Source organism: Xanthomonas sp. LF02-5 (assembly GCF_034105325.1).
GTDB lineage: Bacteria > Pseudomonadota > Gammaproteobacteria > Xanthomonadales > Xanthomonadaceae > Xanthomonas_A > Xanthomonas_A sontii.
Genome location: NZ_JAXGGF010000001.1, coordinates 422,093 through 447,285 on the forward strand (window position 1 = coordinate 422,093; position 25,193 = coordinate 447,285).

A 25,193-nucleotide genomic window follows, 5' to 3' on the forward strand; every position below is an offset into this window, starting at 1 on the left:
TCGTGGAGGCACCCTGCTGGCGCGCTGGCATGCGTGACCGCCGTTGCGTCACGCCCGCCAAAGGTCGATCGCGACGCCGCGCTCAGCCGCCGATGGCGTACCTCACGGTGAGTGACGACAAGTGTAGTCATGTGGCGCCGCCGCCGTCTGCATGACAGGTGGCACTGGTCGCGTTACACGAACTCGGCCGCGAACATCTGCCGCATCTGCGCGATCTGCTCCTCGCGTTCGGGGTGCAGCAGGCGCAGGCATTCCTCGGCGAAACTGACCGGGCTGGTGCCGGGGGCGGTGATCAGGCCGCCGGCGCTGACCACGCGGCGCTCCTGGTAATGCGCGCTGCCGGCGTAGACGCCGGCGTGCTCGCGCAGGAAGGCTTCGGAATTGCTGGTGTGCGGGCGGCTATCGAGCAGGCCGGCGTAGGCCAGCGCCAGGGTCGCCCCACAGATCGCCGCCACGCCGCGGCCAGCCTCCAGGCGCTGCTGCAGCAGTGCGCTCAGTCCTGGAATCTCGCCGGCCTGCCAGCGGTCGCTGCCGGGCAGCAGCCACAGGTCGGCGTCCAATGGCGCCAGGTCCGACAGCGCATAGGTGGGGTGCAGCTCCAGCCCGCCGATCGAGGTAATGGGCTTGCCGTCGATGCTGGCGATCTGGATCGTGTCGCTGAACCAGGCCCGCGCCGCCGGCAGGATGGTGCCGATCTCCCAGTCCGCCACGCCGTCCACCATCACCACTGCGATCGTCGCCATTGCCTTGCCTCTGCACTCGGGCGCGCAGCATAGCCTGGAAGACGTCGCTGCCGCGCCAATACGCATGGCGGCGACCGGGGGCAATGGCCGGGTATGCGAACGCTGCTCGGACGCGCGACGTCGCTTCGATGGATGGTTTGCATGATTCCATGCGCGTTGTGGCCAGGCACGGTGCGCCTGTGCGCGCCGTCGCCAAGGAGCCAATGTGGAATTCCTTGCAACCCAGGCGCGCAAGAGGCATTTTGCAGACAGTGCGGTCGCGCCGGTCTGGTACGGGCGACGGATGATGTAAAGGGGAGGCCGACGACGCTGCGTTTCGTCGATGCCTGTGTCTTCGCCGTGCCGTTCGATGGTTCGTATCTGGAGAAGTAGGTGATGAGCTTTCTCTGTCAGGCCGTCTGCAACAGTTTCGACCTCGCCAACCAGATCACCGACCGAGGAAGCGGCGCGGGAATGAACATCAGCTTCTGGCATCCGCTCGTGAGCGGCATTGGCCAGGGCGAGGCGTACTTCTACACTGGCCTGTACGCGACCAACAACTACGCCAATCCGCCGTCCCCATCCGGTCCGATGGTCGTGTTGCAGGAATACGACTCCAATCAGAACATATGCCTGAGCGCGCCCCTCGGCTTCACCACCGTATGGGAGTGCAACGGCAGCGGTCGCCCCTGCAAGCTCGGCATCTACAGCCTGCAAGCGCCGGCCGGATACATCGCGCTCGGGTCGATCGCGGTGGCGGATTTCAATACTCCGCCAACCCTTGTCGACTACCCTGGCCTGATGTGCGTGCGGGAGGAGTTCTGCCAGTTGGTCTCGCTGACCAAGGAAAATCTGATCTGGGACGACAGGGATTCCGGCGCCGACAGCCACGTCCTGGTGTGGCAGCTTCCTTACTCCGGCGCATGTTTCGCGCATAGCTGCGAACCCAGCCAGGGTTATCCGACGACCATACAGACCTTCGACATCATCCTATTGCCCTGACGGGATCCGCTGAAGGCGTGTCAGGGACATAAAAGGAGCGGCGTCGCCGCCGCTCCGCGGGATGATGCAAGGCGTGCGCTGCTCAGCCGATCAATTTGTGCCGGATCGTGTCGCGCAGGGTCTGCAGGTCCTTGGCGAAGGTGTCGATGCCGCCGGCCAGCTTTTCGGTGGCCATCGGGTCGGCGGCCAGGTCGGCGGCGAAGCGCTTGGCGTCGATCGGCTCGATCTTGGCGCCGTCGGCCTGGCCGGGCGAGAGCTTGCGCGGCAGCGGGCCGTGGTCGGCGTCGAGCTTTTCCAGCAGGTCCGGCGAGATGGTCAGGCGGTCGCAGCCGGCCAGCGCTTCGATCTGCGCGGTGGAACGGAACGAGGCGCCCATGACCACGGTCTGCGAACCGCGGCGCTTGAACTCGTCGTACACGCCGCGCACGAACTGCACGCCCGGGTCCTCGTCGATGGTCGCCGGGGTCTGGCCCTTGGCCACGTACCAGTCGAGGATGCGGCCGACGAAGGGCGAGATCAGGAACACGCCGGCCTCGGCGCAGGCCAGGGCCTGGGTGCGGTTGAAGATCAGGGTCAGGTTGCAGTCGATGCCGTCCTGCTGCAGCTGCCGCGCCGCCTCGATGCCTTCCCAGGTCGCGGCGACCTTGATCAGGATGCGGTCCTTGGGGATGCCGCGCTCGGCGTACATGGCGATGAACTTGTGCGCCTTGGCGATGGTGGCGGCGGTGTCGTGGGCCAGATCGGCGTCCACTTCGGTGGACACGCGGCCGGGCACCAGCGCGCTGAGCTTGGCGCCGACGCCGATGGTCAGGCGGTCGGCGATCTCGTCGACCAGGGCGGCGTGGTCGCCGTCCTGGCCGCGCGCCCAGGCCAGCGCCTCGTCGATCAGGTCGGCATAGACCGGCAGGTCCAGCGCCTTCTTCACCAGGGTCGGGTTGGTGGTGCAGTCCACCGGCTTGAGCCGCTTGATCGCGTCGTAGTCGCCGGTATCGGCCACGACCACGGACAACTCGCGCAACTGGGCGAGCTTGGAGGGGGCGGAAGAGGTCATCGGTATCTCTCGGGAACGAGTGGGAACAAGGATAGGGCCGCGCACGTTAACGCGCCGCGCGCGCATTGTCGTCGTCGGCGCGCCGCACCGCGGTCACGCGCAGGCGCAGCGGGCGTCCGCCGGGCGCCTGCCAGTCGATCGACTGGCCCACGGCCAGGCCGAGCAGGGCGCTACCGACCGGGGCCAGCACCGAGATGCGCGCATGCGCGGCATCGGCTTCGTGCGGATAGACCAGGGTCAGCTGATGGCGTTCGCCGTGCAGTTCGTCTTCGCACTCCACGCGGGAATGCATGGTGACGATGCCGGGGGGAATCTGGTCGGGCGCCATCACGGTGGCGCGGTCGAGTTCTGCGCCCAGCGCTTGCGCGGCCGGGTGCTGGTGCAAGGCGGGGGAGTCGAGCAGGGCTTCCAGGCGCGCGAGGTCGCGGCTGGAGACGATCAACGAGGGCGGCAGGCCGCTGTGGTGTTGCGAGGTCATGGACAGGCTCCGGTTGGATGGCACAACGAACGGAGGCGGCACCGCGCCGCCCCCGTTCCCATTGTGCAAGCAAGCCGGCGCCGATGCGACGTCGCGGCCGGTCGGCCTGTTCAGGCCACCTGGCGCGGCGCCTGGTCCGGCAGCGATGCCTGCGCCGGCAGCGTGAACAGCTCCTCGGGCAGCGCACCGAACAGGTGCGCCAGTTGCTGCAGGAACGCGCCCATCGCCGAACTGCGCCGCCACAGCATGGCGATGCGCCGGCTCGGCCCGCCGTCGGGCGCGAACGGCAGCAGGCGCAGGTTCGGCGGATTGGCCACCGGCGGCTGCACCGCCAGCAGCGGCAGCAGGGTCACACCGACGTTGGCGGCGACCATCTGCCGCAGCGTCTCCAGGCTGGTGGCCTGGAACTCGGCTTTCTCCAGCGCGCCGGACAGGTGGCACACGTCCAGCGCCTGGTCACGCAGGCAGTGCCCGTCCTCGAGCAGCAGCAGGCGTTGCGCGTGCAGTTCGTCCATGGTCAGCGGGGTCGGCCGCCGCGCCAGCGGATGCTGCTCGGGCACCGCCAGCACGAACGGTTCCTCGAACAGGAATTCGGCATGCAATTGCTCGTCGTGCAACGGCAGCGCCAGCAGCGCCGCGTCCAGCCGGCCCTCGCGCAAGCGGGTCAGCAGCACGTCGCTCTTCTCTTCGATCAGCAGCAGTTCCAGCTGCGGGAAGCGCGCGCGGATGCGCGGGATCACATGCGGCAGCAGATACGGGCCGAGCGTCGGGAAAATGCCCAGGCGCACGGTGCCGGCTTCCGGATCCTGGCTGCGCCGCGCCGCCTCCTTCATCTGCTCAATCTCGGCGACGATGCCGCGCGCGCGGCTGGCGGCCTCGCGCCCGGCCGGGGTCAGCATGACCTTGCGTGGCGCGCGCTCCACCAGCGGTACGCCCAGTTCGTCCTCGAGCTTCTTGATCTGCGTGGACAGCGTCGGCTGGCTTACGAAGCAGGCCGCGGCGGCGCGCCCGAAATGCTTGTGATCGGCCAGCGCCACCAGGTATTTCAGATCACGCAGGTTCATCAGCGGGTTCCTCGGAACGCAGCGGCGGGAGGTGACGCAGGGTCACAGCATAGAGCGTGTGGCGCACATGGCGGCGAGACAGATGGACGCGCGCGGTGGAGACCGCACACCCTGGTCCCGCGCCGGCGGAGCGGCGCGGGATGGGTGCGGATCAGGCCGCTTCGGCCACGCTGCCGCTGGCGACCGGTGCGCTGTGCCGGATCAGGTGGTCGAACGCGCTCAGCGCCGCCTTGGAACCTTCGCCCATGGCGATGATGATCTGCTTGTACGGCACCGTGGTCGCGTCGCCGGCGGCGAACACGCCCGGCAGGGAAGTCTGGCCGCGGTCGTCGACCACGATCTCGCCGCGCGGCGACAGCGCCACCGTGCCCTGCAGCCATTCGGTGTTCGGCAGCAGGCCGATCTGCACGAAGATGCCTTCCAGCGCCACGCGATGCACATCGCCGCCGACGCGGTCCTTGTAGACCAGGCCGGTGACCTTCTGGCCGTCGCCCAGCACCTCGGTGCTCTGCGCGTTGACCAGGATGTCGACGTTGCCCAGGCTGCGCAGCTTGCGCTGCAGGACTTCGTCGGCGCGCAGCTTGCTGTCGAACTCGACCAGAGTGACGTGGCTGACGATGCCGGCCAGGTCGATCGCCGCTTCCACGCCGGAGTTGCCGCCGCCGATCACCGCCACGCGCTTGCCCTTGAACAGCGGGCCGTCGCAGTGCGGGCAATAGGCCACGCCCTTGTTGCGGTACTGGTCTTCGCCGGGCACGTTCATCTGCCGCCAGCGCGCGCCGGTGGACAGGATCACCGTGCGGCTCTTCAGCGAGGCGCCGTTGGCCAGCTTGACCTCGACCAGGCCGTCGGCACCGGCCGGCACCAGCTGTTCGGCGCGCTGCAGGTTCATGATGTCCACGTCGTACTGGCGCACGTGCTGCTCCAGCGCCGCGGCCATCTTCGGGCCTTCGGTCTCCTGCACGGAGATGAAGTTCTCGATCGCCATGGTGTCCAGCACCTGGCCGCCGAAGCGCTCGGCCGCCACGCCTGTGCGGATGCCCTTGCGCGCGGCGTAGATCGCCGCCGCCGCGCCGGCCGGACCGCCGCCGACCACCAGCACGTCGAACGGCGCCTTGGCCGCGATCGCCACCGCATCGCGCTTGGCCGCGCCGGTGTCGAGCCGGGCCACGATCTGCTCCAGGGTCATGCGGCCCTGGTCGAAGACTTCGCCGTTGAGGTACACGGTGGGCACCGACATGATCTGCCGCGCCTCGACCTCGTCCTGGAACAGCGCGCCGTCGATCGCCACGTGCTGGATGTTCGGATTCAGCACCGCGGCCAGGTTCAGCGCCTGCACCACGTCCGGGCAGTTCTGGCAGGACAGCGAGAAATAGGTTTCGAAGCGGTACTCGCCGGGCAGATTGCGCACCTGCTCGATCAGTTCGGCGGTGGCCTTGGACGGATGCCCGCCGACCTGCAGCAGCGCCAGCACCAGCGAGGTGAACTCGTGGCCCATCGGCAGGCCGGCGAAGCGCAGGTGGATGTCCTGGCCGGGGCTGTTCAGCGCGAACGAGGGCGCGCGCTCGCCGCTGTCGCGGTGCACGTCCAGGGTGATCTTGTCCGACAGCAGCACCAGGTCCTCGAGCAGGTCGAGCATCTCGCGCGACTTGGCGCCATCGTCCACCGACGCGGTGATGTGGATGGGCCGGACGACCCGCTCCAGGTAAGCCTTCAACTGGGTTTTCAGATCGGCATCCAACATGGCGGACTCCTGACGTTGGGCAAAGCGCGGGGGAGGCGTGCTGCCGGAGCAGCGCGCTGCGAAGAGGGGAGGAGGGATGAACCGCAGCCGGCGCCGGCGCGCGATGCCGGCTGCGGTTCACCCCCACCCCCGCCGCGAGGCGGAGATGGGAGCGAGGGCGGCTTAGATCTTGCCGACCAGGTCCAGCGACGGCTTCAGGGTCTTCTCGCCTTCCTTCCACTTGGCCGGGCAGACCTCGCCCGGGTGCGCGGCGACGAACTGCGCGGCCTTGAGCTTGCGCAGAGTCTCGGTGACGTCGCGGGCGATCGCGTTGTCGTGGATCTCGAGGGTCTTGATCACGCCTTCCGGGTTGATCACGAAGGTGCCGCGCAGGGCCAGACCTTCTTCCTCGATGTGCACGCCGAAGGCGCGGGTCAGCTGGTGGGTCGGGTCGCCGATCAGCGGGAACTGGGCCTTGCCCACCGCCGGGGAGGTCTCGTGCCACACCTTGTGCGAGAAATGGGTGTCGGTGGTGACGATGTAGACCTCGGCGCCGATCTTCTGGAACTCGGCGTAATGCTCGGCGGCGTCTTCCACTTCGGTCGGGCAGTTGAAGGTGAAGGCGGCCGGCATGAAGATCAGCACCGACCACTTGCCCTTCAGGTCCGCGTCGGTGACTTCGATGAATTCGCCATTGCGGTAGGCGTTGGCCTTGAACGGCTGGACCTGGGTGTTGATCAAAGACGACATGGAGTTTCCTCGTGGTTGCAATAGGGGTCGGGGGATGGAACGAGGCTCATGATAGGGGGCGCCGATAGATCCATCAAATCGATTGATGGAATTGAATGGATAGGTTTCCTCTATCGATTCCCAAGCCTGGCTCTTTGCTGCACTGCCGCGCGAACAGCGCGTCAGCCGCCCAGGGCGCATGGGCGTCGGTCCGTTCTACCACGTTGGCTTTTCCGCGCTCGCTGCGTCATCGTGACAGCGATGAATGCGCCCACCCCTGAATCCCTGCTGCGCGACGCCTGCACCCAGGTCGAGCGCGGCGATGCTGAAGCCTTGCTGCTGCACGCCCTGCAACGCGACCGTGCGTGGCTGTTCGCGCACGCCCGCGATCCGTTGGCGGACGAGGTGGCGGATGGGTTTCAGGCGCTGCTCGCCCGGCGTGTACAGGGCGAGCCGGTGGCCTACCTGACCGGCCGGCGCGGCTTCTGGACCCTGGACCTGGCGGTCGGACCGGCCACGTTGATCCCGCGCGCGGACACCGAGCGGCTGGTGGAACTGGCGCTGGAGCGACTGGATCCGGCGCCGGGCCGGCGCATCGCCGACCTCGGCACCGGCAGCGGCGCGATCGCCCTGGCCCTGGCCAGCGAGCGCCCGCAGGCGCAGGTGACGGCCACCGACCTCAGTACAGCCGCCCTGGCGGTCGCGCAGGCCAATGCGCACGCGCACGGCCTGGGCAACGTCGCCTTCGTCCATGGTGCCTGGCTGGCGCCGCTGGCCGGCCAGCGCTTCGATCTGATCGCCAGCAACCCGCCGTACATCGCCGCCGGCGATCCGCACCTGCAGCAGGGCGACCTGCGCTACGAACCGGCCAGCGCGCTGGCGTCCGGCCCCGATGGGCTGGACGACCTGCGCCGGATCGTCGCCGATGCGCCGGCGCATCTGCTGCCCGGCGGCTGGCTGCTGCTGGAACACGGCTGGGACCAGGGCGCGGCGGTGCGCGCGCTGCTTGAGGCGGCCGGCTTCGCGGAGGTGGCGACGTATCAGGACCTGGAGGCGCGCGATCGGGTCACGCTGGGGCGCCAGCCGCTGGCCTGACCCGCCGGCGCCGGGGTATGGTGCGTGGGTAACGATGCCGGACATGGATGACCCGCAATGTTCACCCTCAGTCGCCTTTCGAATGCGATTACCGCCCACGCCCGCCGTGGCACAGACGGGTGCGCGGCATGCCGAGGGTGCGTGGATCCCTGCCGGCGTGACCGCTCGTCGCAGGCCCCGTCTCAGAATCCTGCGCGCACTCGCTGTCGCTGCCATCCTCGTGGCTGGCGCGGGCTGCTCCAACGGCATCGACGTCGGCAACGATGGCGCAACCGGGCATCTGAATCCGCACCCGGTCAAACGCTACGAGGTCATCGCCACGTCCCATGCGCCGGGGCCGTGGGATGCGTTCGAGGGCGCCTACATCGGATAGGACGTCGTCAATAAGAAGTGCGTTCCGATGATCCCCTTCATTGTCAACAGCAAGTCCCCAATACCGGACTCGACGTTCCGATGACCCGCGTAGACGACCATACGTGGAAGAGGTATTTCTACCGTGATGCGCTGCAGGATGAGGATTACTTCAAGCTTGGGGTGTGCCATTGGGACGTCACGAGCGTGAGCGCCAGTGCGATTGCTCAGGGCCTGAGGTTTGCGTGGAGCGGCTCTATGGAGAAGATTCTGCGCGAAGGTGGAGGGACCAGGTATTTCAAGAAGGTCGCGCATGGGGATAAGTCCCTGGTCCCTTACGGGGCACAGGATTTCGATCCTGCTGATCCTGAAGTGCTACAGCATCCGGACGCATATTTCTCTGTCACCCTCGCTGTCAGGGAGGCCCAGCCGTGAAGGGGATTGATCAAGCGGTTGCCGATGCGGCCAACGACGCGTATGTGAATCGTCCTCGAAGCGATATCGCTGCAAGAAGCAGGTGCATTCAGGTGAGAGGCGCTACTGGGTTCTCGGCTTTTCCAGTGGCTCAGCTACAGGCTTCCAGTCAGTTATGTAACCAATACCTGGCGCTGCCGCATGCCGGTATCAGAGCCCGATGGCGATTCATCAGGAAAATCCGGGCCATGGATGTGGGTCAGGATCTCACTTGTACCCTTTGCGCGATGGGCAGTGGCGACATGGTTTCCAGCGAGTAAGATCGCAGTCGCAACTTGGAGTCTTGATAAAGGAGAGGTGGCGCGATGAGCGACGAAAAGAGCACGTACAGCGACAATCCCTATCGTCCACGCGCCCGCACGATGCGCGATGCGCAACTCCTGCGCGACATGGGCAGCATCAATGCGGACGTCTACGCCAGGCTCGGCGCGCTGCCGCGTGGCGGGGTGCCGATTGCGCCCTGGCGCAAGCCGAGACTGCCATTGCCACCAGACCCCACTGCCGCGCTGCCTGCGGCCTATCCCCCCGAGGACGATACGATGAAACTGCACCACCTGGCCGCTGCCGCCATTATGCCCCTGGCCGCGACCGCCGCCGGTTGTTCGAAAGGTATCGATGTTGGCAACGACGGTGCGACCGGGCATCTGAATCCGCATCCGGTCAAGCGCTACGAGGTCATCGCCACGTCAAATGCGCCGGGACCGTGGGATTCTTTCAAGGGTGCTTACATTGGATATGACGTCATCAATAAGAATTGTGTGCCGATGATGCCAGTTCTTGGCGAGCAGCATGTGCCTAACACCGGGCTCGATATTCCTATGGTCCAGGTGGATGACCACACATGGAAGGGATATTTTTATCGCGATGCCCTGCTGGATGAAGATTATTTCAATCTCGGGGTTTGCCACTGGGATGTGACAAGTGTGGGTGTTAGCGCGATTGGCAAGGGTGTGAAATTCGGTTGGGGAGGGTTGTTGGAAAAAATCTTGCGCGAGGGTGGTGGGAAAAGCTATTTCAAGAATAGTTCTTATGGGGATCCTGCTTTGGTTCCCTATGGTGCGCTAGAGTTCCAGTCTGACGATCCCGAGGTTCTTAAAGACCCTGATGCTTATTTCCCAGTGACGATCACTGTTAAGGAAGTCAAGTCATGAAAGTCATTGATCAAGCGTTAGCTGATGCAAGTAATGACTCGTATGCCAACCGATCACAGCGTGATGTGGGCGATAACAATAGATATGTTTCTCTAGATGGTCAGGATTATAAGATATTTGGCTATGCCAGTGATCCGGCTACCGGCTTTCACGCAACTGCGTATCAAAGCGTTGCGTCGCCTCACAATGTTATTGTCGCGTACCGAGGTACTGATCCTGGTCTATTTTCAGGTAAGAGTGTTTCGGAAAAAGCGGACCACGCGCTGACGACGCTGCAGGACATCGCCGTCGATGCAAAGATGGTGCGAGATACCGTCAACGCGCAGAAGTCTGCGGCCGACGCGTTTACAGCGCAGATGATCGCCAAAGCGGCTGCGCAGGGCATCCCGAAAACCCAGATATTCGCTGCCGGCCACTCCCTGGGCGGCGCATTGGCGGAACTCCAGGCCGCCAAATATGGCCTGCGCGGCGCCACCTACAACGGCTTCGGCGCGGCGGACATGATCGATGGCCCGCCGCAGCCGGGCTTCCAGCTCACCAACTACCGCATGGCCGGCGACGTGGTGAGCGCGGCCAGTCCGCATGTCGGCAAGGTGGTGTCGCTGGCCAGCGAAGAGGACATCCAGAGCCTGCGGGCCGGCCGCTACCTGGATGCGCCGCCCGGGTCGGCGCCGCCAAACGCGCTGATCGCGATGCGGCTGAGCGATCACGGCGGCCAGCAGCACTTCAGCAGCGACAGTCCGGACAATATCCTGCAACCCCAGCGCTTCCAGGAAGCGACGCAGCGCTACGCGGCGAACAAGGACGCCATCGACCGCTTCGGCAGCGATGTGTCCTTCGCACGCGCCGAACTGTCCGAGTCGCTGCGGCAGATGCGCGGGAACGACGGGCAGGGCCAACTGTCGCCGAATCTGCGGCGGCAACTCAACGAGTACCTCGTGCTCAACGCCGATCCCGCCATTCGCGACACCATCGCGCGTGGCGCGCCCGTGCGCGGGGTTGCCGACGGCCTGCAACACGGTGCCGATGCCGTGCGCGCCGGCGGTCGCTACGTGCAAGCGCTGGACGAACGTATCGCGATCGTGGCGCGGGAGGGCGGGCGCCTTACCGCGCCCTTCATCCCGGTTGCGCCGCTGGCTGGACATGTGGTGGGCGAAGCCGCCCGTCTGCACGGTCAAGGTGCGGATGCGGCGGCGCGGTGGGTGGGCGGCGGGCTGGAATCGGCCAAAGGCGCCGTGGAGCGAGGCGCGCATGCGGCTGCCGACGCCGTGGTGGAGCGGATCCATGATCCTCGCTTCCAGGCGGGCGTGGCCAACGTCGCCAATCACATCGTCGATGCCTACGATGGCGCGCGGGTCGCGGCGCAAACCGCCACGCAGACGTATCAGCTCGGCAAGCAGGCGGTCTCCGATGGGATCGACCGGGCCGAACGTGCGGTGGCGCAAACCTACGACGCAACCAAGCACGTGGTGACCGAAGGCGCCCAGCAGGTCGGTCGTGCCGCCACCCAGACCTACGACGCCGCGAAGCATGTGGTGACTGAAGGCGCGGAGCAGGTTGGGCGCGCGGCCACTCAAACCTACGGTGCGGCGAAGCACGTGATCATAAACGGTGTGGAGCATGTCGAGCGCACTGTCACGCAGACCTACGACGCGTCCAAACACGTAGTGACCGAAGGCGTTGCGCAAGCTGGACGTGCGGCCACCAGTGCCTATGATACGGCGAAGCAAGCGGCCGACAGCGCCGCGCGGGTTGGTACGCACGCGTACGAAGCCGCAAGACAGACCGCCACGCAGGGCATCGATGCCGCCAAGCACGCGGCGGGCAAGGCCTACGACACGCTGACCCATCCCGGGCAGTGGTTCCAGCGCAGCGCGCCGGCCGCCGCGCCCGCGCAGCCGCAGGCGCCAGCAGCGGCGCATCCGCATGGGGCGGCGGCGACGCCTGCCTCCGGAGCCCACATGGCACCGTCGGCCGCACAAACCTACGAGCGTGCGCAGACGCTGGGTGCGCTGTCTGCGTCCGATCAGGCCATGTTCGCGCGCATCCGCAAGGACGTGCCGGCGCAGATCGGCGATGCGCATGTCGCGCAGGCGATGCTCGGTGCCAAGCGGGCCGGCATCGCCGATGCCGACAAGATCGACCGGGTGCAGATGGCCGGCAACACGCTGTGGGTGTCGGGCACCACGCCCGGCTTTCGCGCCGCCACCGACGTGGCGCAGGCGCCTTCACCGATGCACGAGACGGTGCAGCAGACGCAGGCGTTCAATCAGCAGCGCGAGCAGCACCTGGCCATGGAAGCGCAGCAGCGGCTGCAAGAAGCCCCTGGTGGCAGAGGCATGCCGGTCCTCGGTTGATCCCAACCCCGCCCCGGTTGGCCGATCGGCGCCGCGCCAGGTCCGTTCGCGGCCGGCCGTTGCTGGTCAGCGCCGCTCAAGTGGCGCGCATGGGTAGAATCGCGGTTTTCCTGCAGGAGTCGCCATGCGCACGCTGTATCCCGAGATCGAGCCGTTCGACAGCGGCATGTTGCCGGTGGACGCACGGCATACCCTGTCCTACGAACAGTGCGGCAATCCGCACGGCAAGCCGGTGGTGCTGCTGCATGGCGGTCCCGGCGGCGGCTGCAACGCCAAGATGCGCCGCTTCCACGATCCGGCCAAGTACCGCATCGTGCTGTTCGACCAGCGCGGCTCCGGCCGCTCCACGCCGCATGCCGACCTCGTCGACAACACCACCTGGGACCTGGTCGCCGATATCGAGCGGCTGCGCACGCACCTGGGCATCGACCGCTGGCAGGTGTTCGGCGGCAGCTGGGGCTCGACCCTGGCGCTGGCCTACGCGCAGAGCCATCCGGAGCGCGTCACCGAACTGGTGCTGCGCGGCATCTTCATGCTGCGTCGCTGGGAACTGGAGTGGTTCTACCAGGAAGGCGCCAGCCGCCTGTTCCCCGATGCCTGGGAGCACTACGTCGCGGCGATCCCGGCGGTGGAGCGCGCCGACCTGATCTCCGCCTTCCACCGGCGCCTGACCAGCGACGACGAGGCGACCCGCCTGGCCGCGGCCAAGGCCTGGAGCGTGTGGGAAGGCGCGACCAGCTTCCTGCACGTGGATGCCGATTTCGTCGACAGCCACGAGGACCCGCACTTCGCGCTGGCCTTCGCCCGCATCGAGAACCACTACTTCGTCAACGGCGGCTTCTTCGAGGTCGAGGACCAGTTGCTGCGCGACGCGCACCGCATCGCCGACATCCCGGGGGTGATCGTGCACGGCCGCTACGACGTGGTCTGCCCGCTGGCCAACGCCTGGGATCTGGCCAAGGCCTGGCCGAAGGCGACGCTGCAGATCACCCCGGCCTCCGGCCATTCCGCGTTCGAGCCCGAGAACGTCGACGCGTTGGTGCGCGCCACCGACGGCTTCGCCTGAGTCCGCCCGCGGCTGCGTAGCACGTTCACGGAAGGGCGGTGCTGCGCATGGCGGCACCGTCCACTGCAATGATTCAGCAGGCCAGCGCGTTGCCGGGTTCGCATCCGGCGGCGGTGATGGCGCCGGCCGCTGCGCAGGGGCGCGTGTCGAGCTGTGCCTGCTTGGTCTCGTCGGTCCACACCACGAACGATTCGAGTACGTTGTCGCCGAAGGTGGTGCTGATCGCCACGTCGGCGGCGTCGCGGCCGCGCGCGATCAGCACCCGGCCGATGCGCGGCACGTTGTGGCGTGCATCGAAGGTGTACCAGCGCCCGTCGAGGAAGGCTTCGAACCAGCCGGAAAAATCCATCGGTGCGTCCGAGACCGGGACGCCGATGTCGCCCAGATAGCCGGTGCAGTAGCGCGCCGGGATGTTCATGCAGCGGCACAGCGCGATCGCCGCATGCGCGAAGTCGCGGCACACGCCGCGCCCTTCCTGCAGCGCCTGCGCGGCGCTCTTGGTGGCGCAGGCATGGGCATAGCCGAAGGCGATGCGCGTATGCACGTAGTCGCAGATCGCCTGTACCCGTGCCCAGCCGGGCGGCGTGCCGCCGAACAGCTCCCAGACCATGCCACTGAGCAGGTCGGTCTCGCAGTAGCGGCTGCCGAGCAGGTACACCAGGGCGTCGTCGGGCAACTGCTCCACCGGCGTCTGCGCGGCGTCGTAGCGGTACTGGTCCGGCAGTCCGCTGTCGCGCACCACCGCATCGGCACGCAGGGTCAGCGTGCCGGCGGGCGCCTGCAGGCGCGTGCAGCGGTTGCCGAAGCCATCGCGATAACGGTGCAACGGCAGCGCCGGCACGCTGTGCAAGGCGGTGGCGGCAACGATGTCGTCGCGGCGGCTGTCGTGGATGTCCAGCATCGCCAGCATCGGCGTCGCTTGCGCGAACCGGTAGCGGATTTCGTAACCGAGGCGGATGAGCATGTGGGGTCCGATGCGGGGCGGGTTTCCGGTGCGGACCGGTCCAGCCCGAGCGTGCGCAGGAGACACTCAGCTTAGTGTGAAGGCGGGCGGCAGCCGCTTCAGCATGCTGAGCGGCGTCGTGGCCAGTGCATGCCGAACGGCCGCAGGGGCAACCGGGCGTTGCGGATCGCGGGCGCCGCTGCGCCAGCCGCGTACCGCTGCACTTGGGGCGCATCGCGGCGGCGCTGCCGGTCGCGGACTGCTTGGGTGCGGGCGAGCGGTCGTCGTCGAACGGGGTCGCGGATCGACACGCCAGGCGATGTCCAGCGACGTCTCGCTCCGGTCTCGCAGGCTTCATTCTCCTTCAGCGTCCGCACACCTGCCGTAGACTGCGCTGCCGCGCGCTGCCTGCCCGACGACGTATGATTCCGCTATTGACCTTGCGTGAGACGCTGGATGCCTTTGCCGCCTGCAACGACGACGGCCACGTGCACGAGGCGTTCGGCTGGGTGCATGCCACCGGCGAGGATCCGCTGCAGGCGCGCTTCTGGTTGCCGCCCGACGAAGCCACTGCAATCGGCGACGATGACACACCGCCCGCGGCGGCGCGCGCGCTGGGCTTGGCGCCCTACCTGGAACCGGCGACGTTCGCCGACGTGCTCGACGTGCAGAAGCGGCAACGCCCGCTGTCGACGTTATACGACTACGCGCAGGCGTTGGCCTACTACGCGGAGTACGACGCGTTCCTGCAGGTCGAGGGTGTGGACGAGGCGCTCGGCGAGGCGGACGAGGACGCTTGGGAGGCGGCGCGCGGGGTTGGCGTCGGTGCAGGCGTCTTTGCCTCGTTCGATCTGGTGCTTGCGCGCTGTCCGCCCGAATGCGTCAAGCCGATAGCGCAGCAGGTCGCGCACCTGCTGGACTGGCCGATCGGCCAGGCGTTGGCCGCCTGTCGCGCCGGGTCGCTGACCGTGGGCGAGGCATTGGATCGTCTTCGTGCCGCGGCGATCGCGGCCGATTTCGCCGCACTCGGCGTTCCGCTGCAGGTGCAGGGCTACAAGGCGTTTCCGTGGATGCCAGTGCCGACGCTGGCATGAGGCGTGGTGCGGGAAGGGCGTCGGCGTTACTCAGCCCAGCGCCAGCAACTGCGGCTGCAGCCTGGTGAAGATCCGCGCCAGCCGCTGCGCCCAGGCCTGCTGGCCGGCGGCATCGGCGATCAGGTCCTGGCGGATCTCCAGTTCCACATGCGGCAGGCCGCGGCCTTCGCCGTGCACGGGCACCGCGTAGTCGCTGCTGTCGCTGACCGCGTATGGCGCGTTGTCGCCGACCAGCAGGTCGTCTTCCGAGCGCAACGCCTGCAGCAGCGCGTGGGCGAAGCGGGTGTCGCGGTGGTAGAGCACGCCGGCATGCCAGGGCCGCGGCACGCCGTCCATCACCGGGGTGAAGCTGTGCATCATCACCAGCAGGGTGGGGCGCGCGGCGGCGCGGCGCGCGTCCAGTTCGGCGGCGATGCGCGCGTGGTAGGGCGCATGCACGGCGTCGATGCGCTGCTGCCGCTGCGCCGCCGTGGGCCCGGCATTGCCCGGCACCACGGTGTGGTCGCTGACCGGCGGAATCAGCGTCGGCGAGGCCAGCGGGCGATTGCAGTCGATCAGCAGCCGCGAATAGGTCTGTTCGATCGCCCAGGCGTCGAGCAGCGCGGACAGCGCGCGGGTGGTGCCGGCGATCCCGATGTCCCAGCCGATGTGCCGATCCAGTTCCGACTGCGCCAGGCCGAGGCCGTGCAACGCGCGCGGCACTGCCTGTCCCGCGTGATCCGCCAGCAGCACGAACGGCGATGTACCGTGTGGTCGGTGGATGCTGAACACCGCCGGGTCGTCCGCGCCCAGCAGCGGCGGCAATGCGTGGCTGAGACCCTCAGCCACGCGGCGTGCCGTCGAGTTCGTGTTCGATCATCCACAGCCCCGCCCACAGCTTCGCATCCAATGCGTAGCCTTCACCCATCTTCTGCACCAGCCACGCGGCGGCGCGCGAGCGCGGCACCGAATGCACGGTGATGTCCTCGCTGGCGTCGCCGCCGCCGTTGCCGACCTTGCGCAGGCCGCTGGCGCGCACGAAGGCGATCTTCTCGTTGCTGGCGCCGGCCGAGGTCGGGCCGATCAGCAGCACCTCGGCGTGCTCGGCGGTCCAGCCGGTTTCCTCTTCCAGTTCGCGCACCGCCGACACCTCGATCGATTCGCCGGCATCGATGTCGCCGACCAGTCCGGCCGGCATCTCGATGGTGCGCGCCTGCAGCGGCACGCGGAACTGTTCGACGAACAGCACCTCGTCGTCCGGCGTGACCGCCACGATGATCGCGGCCAGGCCGCCGGCGTGCACGCGCTCGGAATACTCCCAGGTGCCGCGCACGACCATGCGCTGGTACTTGCCTTCGTAGACGACGCGGGGCGGGGAATCGTGGCGGGGCATGGGCAGCTCGCAAGATGGCGGAGGAAGAGGGCGCGGTCGCGCACGGCGCGGTCCGGCGATGCGGTGCAGTGTAGAACGTGCGTTGTGTTTTTTATGCGCGCCAGGTCGTGCCCGGGGTCGCTGGCGGCGCGCGAGTCGCTCGGCGCCGGTCGCGACGGCACGGTGCAACCGGCACAGCGCGTGCGAGGGCGTGCCTGCTTCGGGCAGCGGCATCGCCTGCCCGTGGCGAAGGCCAGCGCTCAGCCGGCCACAAACTCCAGGCCGGCCGCCTGCAGCAGGCGGCGTCGGGTCAGCGGCCCGAAGCGCAGCGCCTCGCACAGGCCGTGCAGCATGTCGGCATCGGCCGCGCCGCGGGCGAAATTCACGGTGGCCGTGTGCAGCGGCGCGTCCAGGGCGATGGTGGTCAGCTGCCGCCACAGCAGCGCGTGCTCGCGCTGCTCGCGCAGGCGTACGGCCATCTGCGCGGCGCCGCGCAGGCGCAGGAACGCCACTTCGTCGACCCGCGCCAGCAGCGTGTCCAGGTCGCCGAAATGCGCCAGCAGGATCGCCGCCGACTTGGCGCCGATGCCGGTGACGCCGGGGATGTTGTCGATCGCATCGCCGGTCAGCGCCAGATAGTCGGCAATCTGGTGCGCATGCACGCCGTGGCGCGCCTTGACCCCGGCCGCGCCCCAGCGCTGGCCGCGGCCGTAGTCCCATTGTTCGTCGAACTCCAACAGCAGCTGCGACAGATCCTTGTCGGCGGAGACGATCACGCCGTGGAAGCCATTGCCGCGGGCGCTGTGCAGGGCGCTGCCGATCAGGTCGTCGGCCTCGTAGTCGTGGTGCGCCAGCACGCCCAGGCCCAGGGCTGCGCACAGCGCCTTGCAGTGCGCGAACTGGCGGCGCAGCGCGTCCGGCGCCGGCGCGCGATTGGCCTTGTAGGCGGCGTACAGACGATGCCGGAAACAGCTGTCCAGCGCTTCGTCGAAGGCGATCACGATGTGCTGCGGGCGCTCGCGCTCGAGCAGGTCGAGCAGGAAGCGGGCGAAGCCGTGCACCGCATTGGTCGGCCAGCCCTGCGCGTCCTGGAACTCGTCGGGAATCGAATGCCAGGCGCGAAACACGTAAAGGCTGGCGTCGACCAGGTACAGCGGCCGCGACAGGGGCAGGCCTGCGTTCACGGCGTCCAGTCGCTGAGCAGCGCGCGTGGGTCCGGCCGCTCGCGCTCCGGCACGTCGAGGCGGGCGGTGCCGATGTGGATGAAGCCGGCGACATGCTCGTGCTCGGCCAGGCCCAGCCGCGCGGTCACCGTTTCGTCATAGGCCATCCAGCCGGTCAGCCACTGCGCGCCGAAGCCGTAGGCCTGCGCGGCCTGCAGCAGCGCGAAGCACACCGAGCCGGCGGTCATCCACTGTTCGATCTCCGGCACCTTGTGTCCGCGCTGCAGGCAGGCGATGACCGCGATCACCACCGGCGCATGCGCGAAGCGTTCGCGATCCTTCTCCACCGCTGCCGGCGCCGCGCCGGGATCACGCTGCAGGGTGCGCGCGGCGAGGATGTCGCCCAACGCCTGACGCGCCGGGCCGGCGATGCGCAGGAAGCGGAACGGCACCAGCTTTCCGTGATCGGGGACACGCACCGCCGACTGCAGCATGGCCAGCAGCGTCTCCGCGTCCGGTCCCGGCTCGCCCAGCTGCTTGGATGGCACTGAACGGCGCGCATCCAGCGCTTGCAGCGAATGAATTGTGCGCATAGTCTCGATTCTGTGGGGCGGGCGCGGAATTATAGTCGGGCGCTCGCAGGCGGCAGCGGATGCCGCAGTTACACGGACAATCGCGTTGAGTTGCTGATCTGCCGCTAGCTTCCGAATTGACGTCGGTCTCACTGCTGCCTGCGTATCACACTGCCATGACCCTTGCTGAATACGCTGAAGAGTTGTCGCCCAGCCGCAACGCGGATCTGCTCGATCAGGTCCGGGATGTGGTGTCGGTTCCGCTCGCCGGCGCTTTCGGCGAGGTGCTGGATGTGCTGGCCGAAGCGCTGTTCCGCATGGCCGAGCGCGCCGGGCCGACCCAGAACGATTATTTCGAGGCGATCCAGTTGCTGCGCCAGCAGCGCGAGCCGATCGCCGCGCGCTTCCGCGCGCACCTGGCCCAGGCCTGGCAGGCGCTGGAAGCCGGCCGCCCGCTGTCGGTGGAGCGCAGCCTGGCGCGCGAGCGCGGCGACCTCAGCCTGGTCTCGGAACAGGAACTGGACGTGCGCCTGGCGGTGCGCAACCTGGCCGGGGCGATCCAGCACCGCTGGCGGCCGGAGCTGATGCGGCTGAACCGATTCCTCGGCTTCATCGCCGGCGGCCAGCGCATCGATGCCGACAACAACCCGTTCGGCCCCGAGCACGTGGGCGCGGCGGTGTATGCGGCGCTGCACGGGCTGGTGCTGGCGCCGCAGGTGCAATTGGCGATCGTCAAGATCTGCGAGCAGGAACTGCAGGAGCGCGTCGGCGAACTGTATGCGCAACTGGAGCAGCGCCTGAACGAGGTCGCGCGCGCCCGCGCGCTGCCGAGCGGGCGCCCGCGCCGCCGCGGCATCCCGCGCCTGGGCGCGAGCGAGGACGAGGCGGCGCCGGACTGGATCAGCCGCTTCTTCGAGAACTGGGACACCGCCGCGCCGCTGTCGGCGGCGCAGCGCCGCGCCGCACGCGCCCTGGACGCGCACGCGCGCAACGAGCAGGAGGTGCTGCCGCCGGCGCTGCGCGCGCTGCTGCACGAGGCGCAGCCGGACGCGGGCCCGGGCGACGGCCGGCGCTGCCTGTCGCCGCGCGAGCTGCTGTCGGTGCTGTCTTTGCTGCAGACCATGCCGTTGGCCGGGTTCGCCGTCGTCGGCGAACACGGCGGCCCGCTGGCGCTGGGCCTGCGCCGGCAGATCGCCGGTATCGGCGCCTCGCTCGGCCTGGACCCGGCCAGCACCTGCCTGGATCCGGCCGATGCCGACACCCTGGATCTGGTCGGCCTGCTGTTCGATGTGATGCTGGAGGAATGCGTGCTGCAACCCGCGCAGCGCGAACTGCTGGGGCAGATGCTGGTGCCGATGGCCAAGGTGGCGCTGATCGACGGCCGCCTGTTCGTGCGCGACGGGCATCCGGCGCGGCGCCTGCTCAATCTGCTCGCCGACGCCTGCGACGGCAATGCCGGCAGCACCGGCCCGGAGCAGGCGCTGCTGGCGCAGGCGCAGGCGGCGGTGGAGCGGGTGGTGCGCGATTTCGACGAGCACCTGGCGGTGTTCCTGGCGCTGGAGGCCGAGTTCGGCAGCGCCTACGAGCAGTACCGGCGCCGGGTGGAGATCGCCGAGCGCCGCGCGGCCGAACTGCAACGGGCGGAGGAGCGCCGCGAGGTCGCCCGGCAGCGCGCCGCGCAGGCCCTGCACGATCTGCTGCAACAGGCCGGCGACGACCTGACCGTGCCGCTTCCCATCGAGGCCTTCCTGCGCCAGTCCTGGTGCCAGTACGTGCAGCAGTCGGCCTTGCGCGACGACGGTCAGGGCAGCGCGCTCGCCGCGGCGCTGGCGCTGGGCGATGCGGTGCTGGCGCAGTGCCGCCAAGCCCAGAACGGTGCGGTGCCGGTAGAAGGCTGGCTGCAGCCGCAACATGCCGAGCTGACCCGGCTGTGGACCAGCGTCGGCCTGGACGCCGCGGCGGCCGAAGCCGCCTGGCAGGCCCTGCACACGGCGCTGGACGACCTGGCGCACGCGCGGCCGCTGCAGGCCGCGCTGCCGGCGACGGGCGTGGACGTGCCCGAGCCGCCCGCCGCCGAGACCGTGCCGGCACTGCCGGAACCGGTCCAGGCCACCGATTTCGACCACATCACCGCCGATTACTTCCGTACCCTGCCGCTGGGGACCTGGCTGGACTTCGTCGACCGCGAAGGCCGCGTGCAGCCCGGCAAACTGACCTGGGTGAGCCCGATCTCGGCGCGCCTGCTGTTCGTCAACCGCCGCGGCGGGCGGCTGTGCGTCGCCTCGGCCGAGGCGCTGGCAGTGATGGCGCGGCTGGACCGGCTGCGCCTGCATCGCGACGACGATGCCTTCTACAGCGCCATGCAGGGCGTGGTCGACCGCCTGGAACGGGTGGCGGTGGCGGCCTGATCCTCGACGGGCGTGCCGTATTCATGCCGCATTGCCGCCGTAGTGACGCCTTCCATGCCTACGATCCTGCACGAGGTCACGTTCTGGAGCCAGAAATGCGCAGCGCATCACGGTCGCTGTTCAGACACCTTGCCTACCATGCAGGAGCGGAAACAGGGGCCGCGTCCGATCGTCTTCCACCTTCCTTCTATCTGGCGCCGTCCATGGCGCGGAGCCGTCGCGCATGAGTTTCAGCCCCAGCCCGCACGCACACCCGGCGCGTGACCCGCGCCTGTTGACGCAGGCGCGCGAGGGCATGCTGCCAGTGCTGGGCCAGGCCTTCGCCGCGGCGCTGGCGCATTTCGACGACGTGCTGTTCGATCGCGCCGAGAGTGCCGGCGCGTCGCAGTTGCTGTTCCTCGACGGCATGCGCGAACTGCGCCGTCGTCGCGACGAGATCGCCGCGCGCTTCCGCGCCCAGCTGCATACCGCCTGGGAAGCGCTGGAGGCCGGCGCGCCGCTCTCGGCCGAAGTCGCCCTGGCCGGCTACGGGCAGGGCCTGAGCCTGATCTCCGAACACGAGCTTGAATCGCGGCTGGCGGTACGCAACCTCGCCAGCGTGCTGCTGCGCGAATGGAAGCCGGTGCTGACCCGCATCGACCGGCGCCTGGGCTGGATCGCCGGCGGCCTGGAGCTGGATGCGGACACCAACCCGATCGGCCCCGAACACATCGGCGTGGCCGTGCATGCCGCGTTCTCCACCAGCGACCTGGCCCCGGAAGTGCGGCTGGTGCTGATCAAGCTGTGCGAACGCGACTTCACCGCCGGGGTCGGCAAGCTCTACCAGGACCTGGACGACAGCCTCGCCCAGGCCGGGATCATGCCGGAGATCTCGCGGCCGCGACCGCCGCCGCCGCCGCGGCGCGCACCGCCGCCGGAGCAGCGCCCGCCGCGCGAGGCAGGCGCTGCCGGGGATGGCGTCGGTGCCGAGCTGGGCGAGGACGAAGAGCACTACGCGCCGGCCTGGGCCAACCGCTTCGTCAACCGCTGGGCCGAGCGCCGCGGCAGCCTGCAGGCCGGCGAGCGCTACGACGACGGCGAGGCGCGCCTGCCCGGCGGTAGTCAGGGCGTGTTGCTGGAGGCGTTGCACGAACTGTTGCAGCAGACCCGCAACGCGCGCGAGAGCGCCACCTCCGCGGCGACCGCGGCGGTCGGCCAGCAACGCCCGCTGAGCCAGCGCGAGATGATGTCGGTGCTGTCGCTGCTGCAGGCCACGCCCAGCGCGACGCTGCGCGCGGCGATCGGCGACGACAGCGAGTCGCTTGCGCAGCGGCTCAAGAGCGAGGTGCTGTCCAACGCCACCCAGTTCGGCGTGGACCCGGCGCACGCACGGCTGGATCCGGTCGACGAGGATGCGATCGACCTGGTCGGCATGCTGTTCGACGTGATGCTGGACGAGCGCGACCTGGAGGGCCGCTCGCGCGAATTGATCGGCCGGCTGGTGGTGCCGTTCGTCAAGGTCGCATTGCTGGACCGGCGCATGTTCGTGCAGAAGACCCATCCGGCGCGGCGCCTGCTCAATTCGCTGGCCGAGGCCTGCGAGGGCAACACCGGCGAGAGCCAGGCCGAGCGCGTGCTGATGGGCAAGGTCGAGGAGATCATCGACCGGCTGGTGGCCGAGTTCAACGAGAACCTGGCGATCTTCCTGACCCTGGAAGAGGAATTCCGCGATTTCCTGGTGCAGCACCGCCGACGCATCGAGATCGCCGAGCGCCGCGCCGCCGAGACCCAGCGCGGCCAGGAGAAGCTGGAACTGGCGCGGCAGCGCGCCGAGGCCGAACTGCAGGTGCGCCTGCAGGGCCGGCAATTGCCGCAGGCGTTGCAGGATTTCCTGCGGCAGCCGTGGCAGCACCACCTGACCATGGCGATGCTGCGCGAAGGCGAGGGCGGCCCCGGCGTGCGCGATGCGCTGGCGCTGGCCGACGGCCTGCTCGAGGAAGCCGCCGAGGCGCAGCGGCACATCGTCGGCAAGCCCTGGCTGCAGGCCTGGCAGGGCGCGCTGCAGCGGGTCTTCGCCAGCGTTGGCCTGCATGCCGAGGCGGCCACGGCCGCGATCGACGCGCTGCACGACACGCTGCAGGCAGTGGCCGAGCTGCGCCCCGAACTGGAGCGGCCGCTGCCGGAACTGCCGCAGGTGGCGCTGCCGCAGCCGCCGGTGCAGGAGGCGCAACCGGTGGACGTGGCGCCGCCGCAGACCATGGACGATTTCGACAACGCCGATGCCGACCGCTTCCGCACGATGCAGATCGGCACCTGGCTGGATTTCGTCGACCGCGACGGCAAGATGCAGGCCGGCAAGCTGTCGTGGGTGAGCCCGATCTCGTCGCGCCTGCTGTTCGTCAACCGGCGCGGCGTGCGCTTCTGCGTGGCCTCGCCGGAAGAACTGGCGGTGATGGTGCGGCTGGGCCGGCTGCGCGCGCACGTGGACGACGGCGCCTTCGACAGCGCCATGCAGGGCGTCATCGACCGTCTCGATCCGCATAGCGCGACCTTGCACTGAGAGCACCGCGGCGGCGCGGGCGATCGCCGCCGTGGCGTTGCACGTGTCGCGTGCTGCTCGGCTGTACGTATCGGCGGCGTCAGCGCATCACCAGCGACGCGTTCCGGCGGCCGTTGGTCGCTATGCCATCGCGACCGTAGGGGGGCAGTCGCGGGGGGCTTTACTCGGAGCCCCATTCGCGGCTGACGCCGTTTCCTGTCTGTCGGCCTTGGCTGGATCAGGCGGTCTCCTCCGCCGCGACCGGGTTTCCTCGCGCTGCCGGTCGCGGCTGACGCCGCGCCTGCGCCTGACCCGCGTTGGCGATCGCTTGCCGGCGATGCAGGGGTTCCTCGCACCCCGCACCCTTCCCGACCTGGCCATGCCCCTGACCGCCCCGGCGGAGAACACGCCTTCGCCGAGGCGGCGTGCGGCGGGCGCCCTCGGGTCGGGGGCGCCAACGCGCCCGGTCGCTGACGCGCACTTGGCGTGCGCGACGCCTCCACCTGGCGTGCGGACGCTGTAGGATCGGCGCGGACGACAGGCAAGGCACGGGGAATCGCATGGCAGTGCAGGTGCTGGTGGTGAAGGAATCGGCGCAGGGCGAACGCCGCGTGGCGGCGACGCCGGAGACGGTCAAGAAACTGGTCGCCCTGGGCGCGCAGGTGCGGGTCGAGCCGCAGGCCGGCGTGTCGGCCGGCTTCGTCGATGTGGCCTACCTGGCCGCCGGCGCCAGCCTGGCCGATCCCGACAGCCCGGCGCAGGCGGATCTGGTGCTGTGCGTGCAGCCGCTGCCGGCGGTGGCGCTGCAGCAGCTCAAGGAGGGCGCCGGCGTGGTCGGCATCCTGCAGCCGCAGGCCGATCCGGCGCGCGCGGCGGCGCTGCAGGCGCGGCAACTGGTCGCCTTTCCGCTGGAACGGCTGCCGCGCACCACCCGCGCGCAGGCGATGGACGTGCTCAGCTCGCAGGCCGGCATGGCCGGCTACAAGGCGACCCTGATCGCCGCGCAGCTGGCGCCGCGTTTCTTCCCGATGCTGACCACCGCGGCCGGCACCATCCGCCCCTCCAAGGTGCTGATCGTCGGCGCCGGCGTGGCCGGCCTGCAGGCCATCGCCACCGCCAAGCGCCTGGGTGCGCAGGTGGAGGGCTTCGACGTGCGCCCGGAAACCCGCGAGCAGATCGAATCGCTGGGCGGCAAGTTTCTCGATCTCGGGGTCAGCGCCGCTGGCGAGGGCGGCTACGCGCGGCAACTCACCGACGACGAGCGCGCGGAGCAGCAGCGTCGCCTGGCCGAGCACCTGAAGGGCATCGACGTGGTGGTGTGCACCGCCGCGGTGCCGGGACGGCCGGCACCGAAGATCCTCAGCGCGGCGATGGTCGCCGGCATGAAGCCGGGAAGCGTGGTGGTGGATCTGGCCGCCGAGACCGGTGGCAATTGCGAGCTCACCCGACCGGGCGAGACCATCGAACACGCCGGCGTGACCATTGCCGGGCCGTTGGATCTGGCCAGCATGGGCGCGGTGCATGCGAGCGAGATGTACGCACGCAACGTCTACAACTTCGTCGCCCTGTTCCTGAAGGACGGCGCGATCGCCTACGACTGGAACGACGAACTGCTGGCGAAGACGCGCTGGACGGCGTGAGTGCGGCCGCGATGGTTGGGCGCCGGCTCGGGCGGCGCTGATCTTCGGGCAAGGTGAGCCCGTGCAAGAGCGGCTTCAGCTGCGACGGGCGCTACCGAAAACGTCGCGTCGCGACTGGAGCGCGACTTCGGAAGTGTCCCGTGGGAGCGGCTTCCAGCCGCGACTGGGTTCACCGGGAACGCCGTGGGGGCTGAAGCCGCTCCTGCGAGGCGATTTCTGCGGCGCTGGACTCCATGCGCCG

At 68.8% G+C, this 25,193-nt stretch carries 22 protein-coding genes; 11 read left to right on the plus strand and 11 right to left on the minus strand.

What is annotated here, in order from left to right:
* Positions 1–173: 173 nt before the first annotated feature.
* Positions 174–743: a type 1 glutamine amidotransferase family protein gene (locus tag SLW52_RS01845; protein ID WP_320739557.1), complete on the minus strand. Its 570-nt coding sequence runs from the start codon at positions 741–743 to the stop codon at positions 174–176.
* 375 nt (positions 744–1,118) lie between these two features.
* Here SLW52_RS01845 and SLW52_RS01850 point away from each other — a divergent pair, with 375 nt between their 5' ends.
* Positions 1,119–1,724: a Vps62-related protein gene (locus SLW52_RS01850; protein WP_320739556.1), complete on the plus strand. Its 606-nt coding sequence runs from the start codon at positions 1,119–1,121 to the stop codon at positions 1,722–1,724.
* 82 nt (positions 1,725–1,806) lie between these two features.
* On the opposite strand, the gene tal is transcribed toward SLW52_RS01850, so the two are convergent.
* The 5 genes from tal to ahpC all read right to left on the minus strand — a co-directional run bounded on the left by tal (position 1,807) and on the right by ahpC (position 6,790).
* Entirely contained in the window at positions 1,807–2,775 is a 969-nt protein-coding gene (tal, locus tag SLW52_RS01855; protein WP_320739554.1) for a transaldolase, read from the minus strand.
* Between the two features lie 46 nt (positions 2,776–2,821).
* Positions 2,822–3,253 (minus strand): nucleoside diphosphate kinase regulator, encoded by a 432-nt coding sequence (rnk, locus tag SLW52_RS01860; RefSeq protein ID WP_017909220.1) that lies wholly within the window; start codon positions 3,251–3,253, stop codon positions 2,822–2,824.
* 110 nt (positions 3,254–3,363) lie between these two features.
* Positions 3,364–4,317 (minus strand): LysR substrate-binding domain-containing protein, encoded by a 954-nt coding sequence (locus SLW52_RS01865; RefSeq protein WP_017911310.1) that lies wholly within the window; start codon positions 4,315–4,317, stop codon positions 3,364–3,366.
* Positions 4,318–4,468: 151 nt separating this feature from the next.
* Positions 4,469–6,061, minus strand: a complete 1,593-nt coding sequence (ahpF, locus tag SLW52_RS01870; RefSeq protein WP_320739552.1) for an alkyl hydroperoxide reductase subunit F — start codon at positions 6,059–6,061, stop codon at positions 4,469–4,471.
* A 162-nt stretch (positions 6,062–6,223) separates the two neighbouring features.
* On the minus strand, positions 6,224–6,790 hold the full coding sequence (gene ahpC, locus SLW52_RS01875) for an alkyl hydroperoxide reductase subunit C (protein ID WP_320739551.1): 567 nt from the start codon (positions 6,788–6,790) through the stop codon (positions 6,224–6,226).
* A gap of 240 nt (positions 6,791–7,030) precedes the next feature.
* On the opposite strand from ahpC, the gene prmC reads away from it, so the two are divergent.
* From prmC to pip, 6 genes are all read left to right on the plus strand, one after another.
* On the plus strand, positions 7,031–7,864 hold the full coding sequence (prmC, locus tag SLW52_RS01880; RefSeq protein WP_267085620.1) for a peptide chain release factor N(5)-glutamine methyltransferase: 834 nt from the start codon (positions 7,031–7,033) through the stop codon (positions 7,862–7,864).
* Positions 7,865–8,021: 157 nt separating this feature from the next.
* Entirely contained in the window at positions 8,022–8,237 is a 216-nt protein-coding gene (locus tag SLW52_RS01885; protein ID WP_295841845.1) for a hypothetical protein, read from the plus strand.
* 80 nt (positions 8,238–8,317) lie between these two features.
* The gene (locus SLW52_RS01890; RefSeq protein ID WP_267102860.1) at positions 8,318–8,650 is read left to right on the plus strand and encodes a hypothetical protein; all 333 of its coding nucleotides are present in this window, start codon (positions 8,318–8,320) and stop codon (positions 8,648–8,650) included.
* Between the two features lie 344 nt (positions 8,651–8,994).
* Positions 8,995–9,840 carry a hypothetical protein gene (locus tag SLW52_RS01895; RefSeq protein WP_193312711.1) on the plus strand — a complete coding sequence of 282 codons (846 nt, stop codon included), beginning with the start codon at positions 8,995–8,997 and terminating at the stop codon, positions 9,838–9,840.
* Positions 9,837–12,197, plus strand: a complete 2,361-nt coding sequence (locus tag SLW52_RS01900; protein WP_320739549.1) for a hypothetical protein — start codon at positions 9,837–9,839, stop codon at positions 12,195–12,197. Before SLW52_RS01895 ends, SLW52_RS01900 begins: the two co-directional genes overlap by 4 nt.
* A gap of 124 nt (positions 12,198–12,321) precedes the next feature.
* The gene (gene pip, locus SLW52_RS01905; protein ID WP_267081947.1) at positions 12,322–13,263 is read left to right on the plus strand and encodes a prolyl aminopeptidase; all 942 of its coding nucleotides are present in this window, start codon (positions 12,322–12,324) and stop codon (positions 13,261–13,263) included.
* A gap of 73 nt (positions 13,264–13,336) precedes the next feature.
* Here the strand turns inward: pip and SLW52_RS01910 are convergent, their stop codons facing one another.
* A complete protein-coding gene (locus tag SLW52_RS01910) occupies positions 13,337–14,227 on the minus strand; it encodes a transglutaminase family protein (protein WP_320739546.1) in 891 nt (296 codons plus the stop codon).
* A 203-nt stretch (positions 14,228–14,430) separates the two neighbouring features.
* Here SLW52_RS01910 and SLW52_RS01915 point away from each other — a divergent pair, with 203 nt between their 5' ends.
* On the plus strand, positions 14,431–15,300 hold the full coding sequence (locus tag SLW52_RS01915) for a hypothetical protein (RefSeq protein WP_320739543.1): 870 nt from the start codon (positions 14,431–14,433) through the stop codon (positions 15,298–15,300).
* Between the two features lie 30 nt (positions 15,301–15,330).
* Here the strand turns inward: SLW52_RS01915 and SLW52_RS01920 are convergent, their stop codons facing one another.
* The 4 genes from SLW52_RS01920 to SLW52_RS01935 form a co-directional block, all read right to left on the minus strand.
* Positions 15,331–16,128 carry an N-formylglutamate amidohydrolase gene (locus SLW52_RS01920; RefSeq protein ID WP_295964490.1) on the minus strand — a complete coding sequence of 266 codons (798 nt, stop codon included), beginning with the start codon at positions 16,126–16,128 and terminating at the stop codon, positions 15,331–15,333.
* Entirely contained in the window at positions 16,121–16,672 is a 552-nt protein-coding gene (locus tag SLW52_RS01925; RefSeq protein WP_148829884.1) for an NUDIX hydrolase, read from the minus strand. The genes SLW52_RS01920 and SLW52_RS01925 overlap by 8 nt, the downstream gene beginning before the upstream one ends.
* Positions 16,673–16,911: 239 nt before the next feature.
* Positions 16,912–17,835, minus strand: a complete 924-nt coding sequence (locus tag SLW52_RS01930) for a 5'-3' exonuclease H3TH domain-containing protein (RefSeq protein ID WP_267102857.1) — start codon at positions 17,833–17,835, stop codon at positions 16,912–16,914.
* Positions 17,832–18,407 carry a nitroreductase gene (locus SLW52_RS01935; protein ID WP_267100036.1) on the minus strand — a complete coding sequence of 192 codons (576 nt, stop codon included), beginning with the start codon at positions 18,405–18,407 and terminating at the stop codon, positions 17,832–17,834. The genes SLW52_RS01930 and SLW52_RS01935 overlap by 4 nt, the downstream gene beginning before the upstream one ends.
* A gap of 155 nt (positions 18,408–18,562) precedes the next feature.
* On the opposite strand from SLW52_RS01935, the gene SLW52_RS01940 reads away from it, so the two are divergent.
* The 3 genes from SLW52_RS01940 (at position 18,563) to SLW52_RS01950 (ending at position 24,952) form a co-directional block, all read left to right on the plus strand.
* Entirely contained in the window at positions 18,563–20,794 is a 2,232-nt protein-coding gene (locus SLW52_RS01940) for a DUF1631 family protein (RefSeq protein ID WP_295841865.1), read from the plus strand.
* Between the two features lie 223 nt (positions 20,795–21,017).
* On the plus strand, positions 21,018–23,333 hold the full coding sequence (locus SLW52_RS01945) for a DUF1631 domain-containing protein (RefSeq protein WP_148829886.1): 2,316 nt from the start codon (positions 21,018–21,020) through the stop codon (positions 23,331–23,333).
* Between the two features lie 539 nt (positions 23,334–23,872).
* Positions 23,873–24,952 carry an NAD(P) transhydrogenase subunit alpha gene (locus tag SLW52_RS01950; RefSeq protein ID WP_320739538.1) on the plus strand — a complete coding sequence of 360 codons (1,080 nt, stop codon included), beginning with the start codon at positions 23,873–23,875 and terminating at the stop codon, positions 24,950–24,952.
* The last annotated feature ends 241 nt before the right edge of the window (positions 24,953–25,193 follow it).

What these genes read in the sequence shown, in the direction of transcription:
- SLW52_RS01845 (WP_320739557.1), bottom strand. Translation starts at nt 743, where the DNA reads ATGGCGACGATCGCAGTGGTGATGGTGGACGGCGTGGCGGACTGGGAG.
- SLW52_RS01850 (WP_320739556.1), top strand. Translation starts at nt 1,119, where the DNA reads ATGAGCTTTCTCTGTCAGGCCGTCTGCAACAGTTTCGACCTCGCCAAC.
- tal (WP_320739554.1), bottom strand. Translation starts at nt 2,775, where the DNA reads ATGACCTCTTCCGCCCCCTCCAAGCTCGCCCAGTTGCGCGAGTTGTCC.
- rnk (WP_017909220.1), bottom strand. Translation starts at nt 3,253, where the DNA reads ATGACCTCGCAACACCACAGCGGCCTGCCGCCCTCGTTGATCGTCTCC.
- SLW52_RS01865 (WP_017911310.1), bottom strand. Translation starts at nt 4,317, where the DNA reads ATGAACCTGCGTGATCTGAAATACCTGGTGGCGCTGGCCGATCACAAG.
- ahpF (WP_320739552.1), bottom strand. Translation starts at nt 6,061, where the DNA reads ATGTTGGATGCCGATCTGAAAACCCAGTTGAAGGCTTACCTGGAGCGG.
- ahpC (WP_320739551.1), bottom strand. Translation starts at nt 6,790, where the DNA reads ATGTCGTCTTTGATCAACACCCAGGTCCAGCCGTTCAAGGCCAACGCC.
- prmC (WP_267085620.1), top strand. Translation starts at nt 7,031, where the DNA reads ATGAATGCGCCCACCCCTGAATCCCTGCTGCGCGACGCCTGCACCCAG.
- SLW52_RS01890 (WP_267102860.1), top strand. Translation starts at nt 8,318, where the DNA reads ATGACCCGCGTAGACGACCATACGTGGAAGAGGTATTTCTACCGTGAT.
- SLW52_RS01895 (WP_193312711.1), top strand. Translation starts at nt 8,995, where the DNA reads ATGAGCGACGAAAAGAGCACGTACAGCGACAATCCCTATCGTCCACGC.
- SLW52_RS01900 (WP_320739549.1), top strand. Translation starts at nt 9,837, where the DNA reads ATGAAAGTCATTGATCAAGCGTTAGCTGATGCAAGTAATGACTCGTAT.
- pip (WP_267081947.1), top strand. Translation starts at nt 12,322, where the DNA reads ATGCGCACGCTGTATCCCGAGATCGAGCCGTTCGACAGCGGCATGTTG.
- SLW52_RS01910 (WP_320739546.1), bottom strand. Translation starts at nt 14,227, where the DNA reads ATGCTCATCCGCCTCGGTTACGAAATCCGCTACCGGTTCGCGCAAGCG.
- SLW52_RS01925 (WP_148829884.1), bottom strand. Translation starts at nt 16,672, where the DNA reads ATGCCCCGCCACGATTCCCCGCCCCGCGTCGTCTACGAAGGCAAGTAC.
- SLW52_RS01935 (WP_267100036.1), bottom strand. Translation starts at nt 18,407, where the DNA reads ATGCGCACAATTCATTCGCTGCAAGCGCTGGATGCGCGCCGTTCAGTG.
- SLW52_RS01940 (WP_295841865.1), top strand. Translation starts at nt 18,563, where the DNA reads ATGACCCTTGCTGAATACGCTGAAGAGTTGTCGCCCAGCCGCAACGCG.
- SLW52_RS01945 (WP_148829886.1), top strand. Translation starts at nt 21,018, where the DNA reads ATGAGTTTCAGCCCCAGCCCGCACGCACACCCGGCGCGTGACCCGCGC.
- SLW52_RS01950 (WP_320739538.1), top strand. Translation starts at nt 23,873, where the DNA reads ATGGCAGTGCAGGTGCTGGTGGTGAAGGAATCGGCGCAGGGCGAACGC.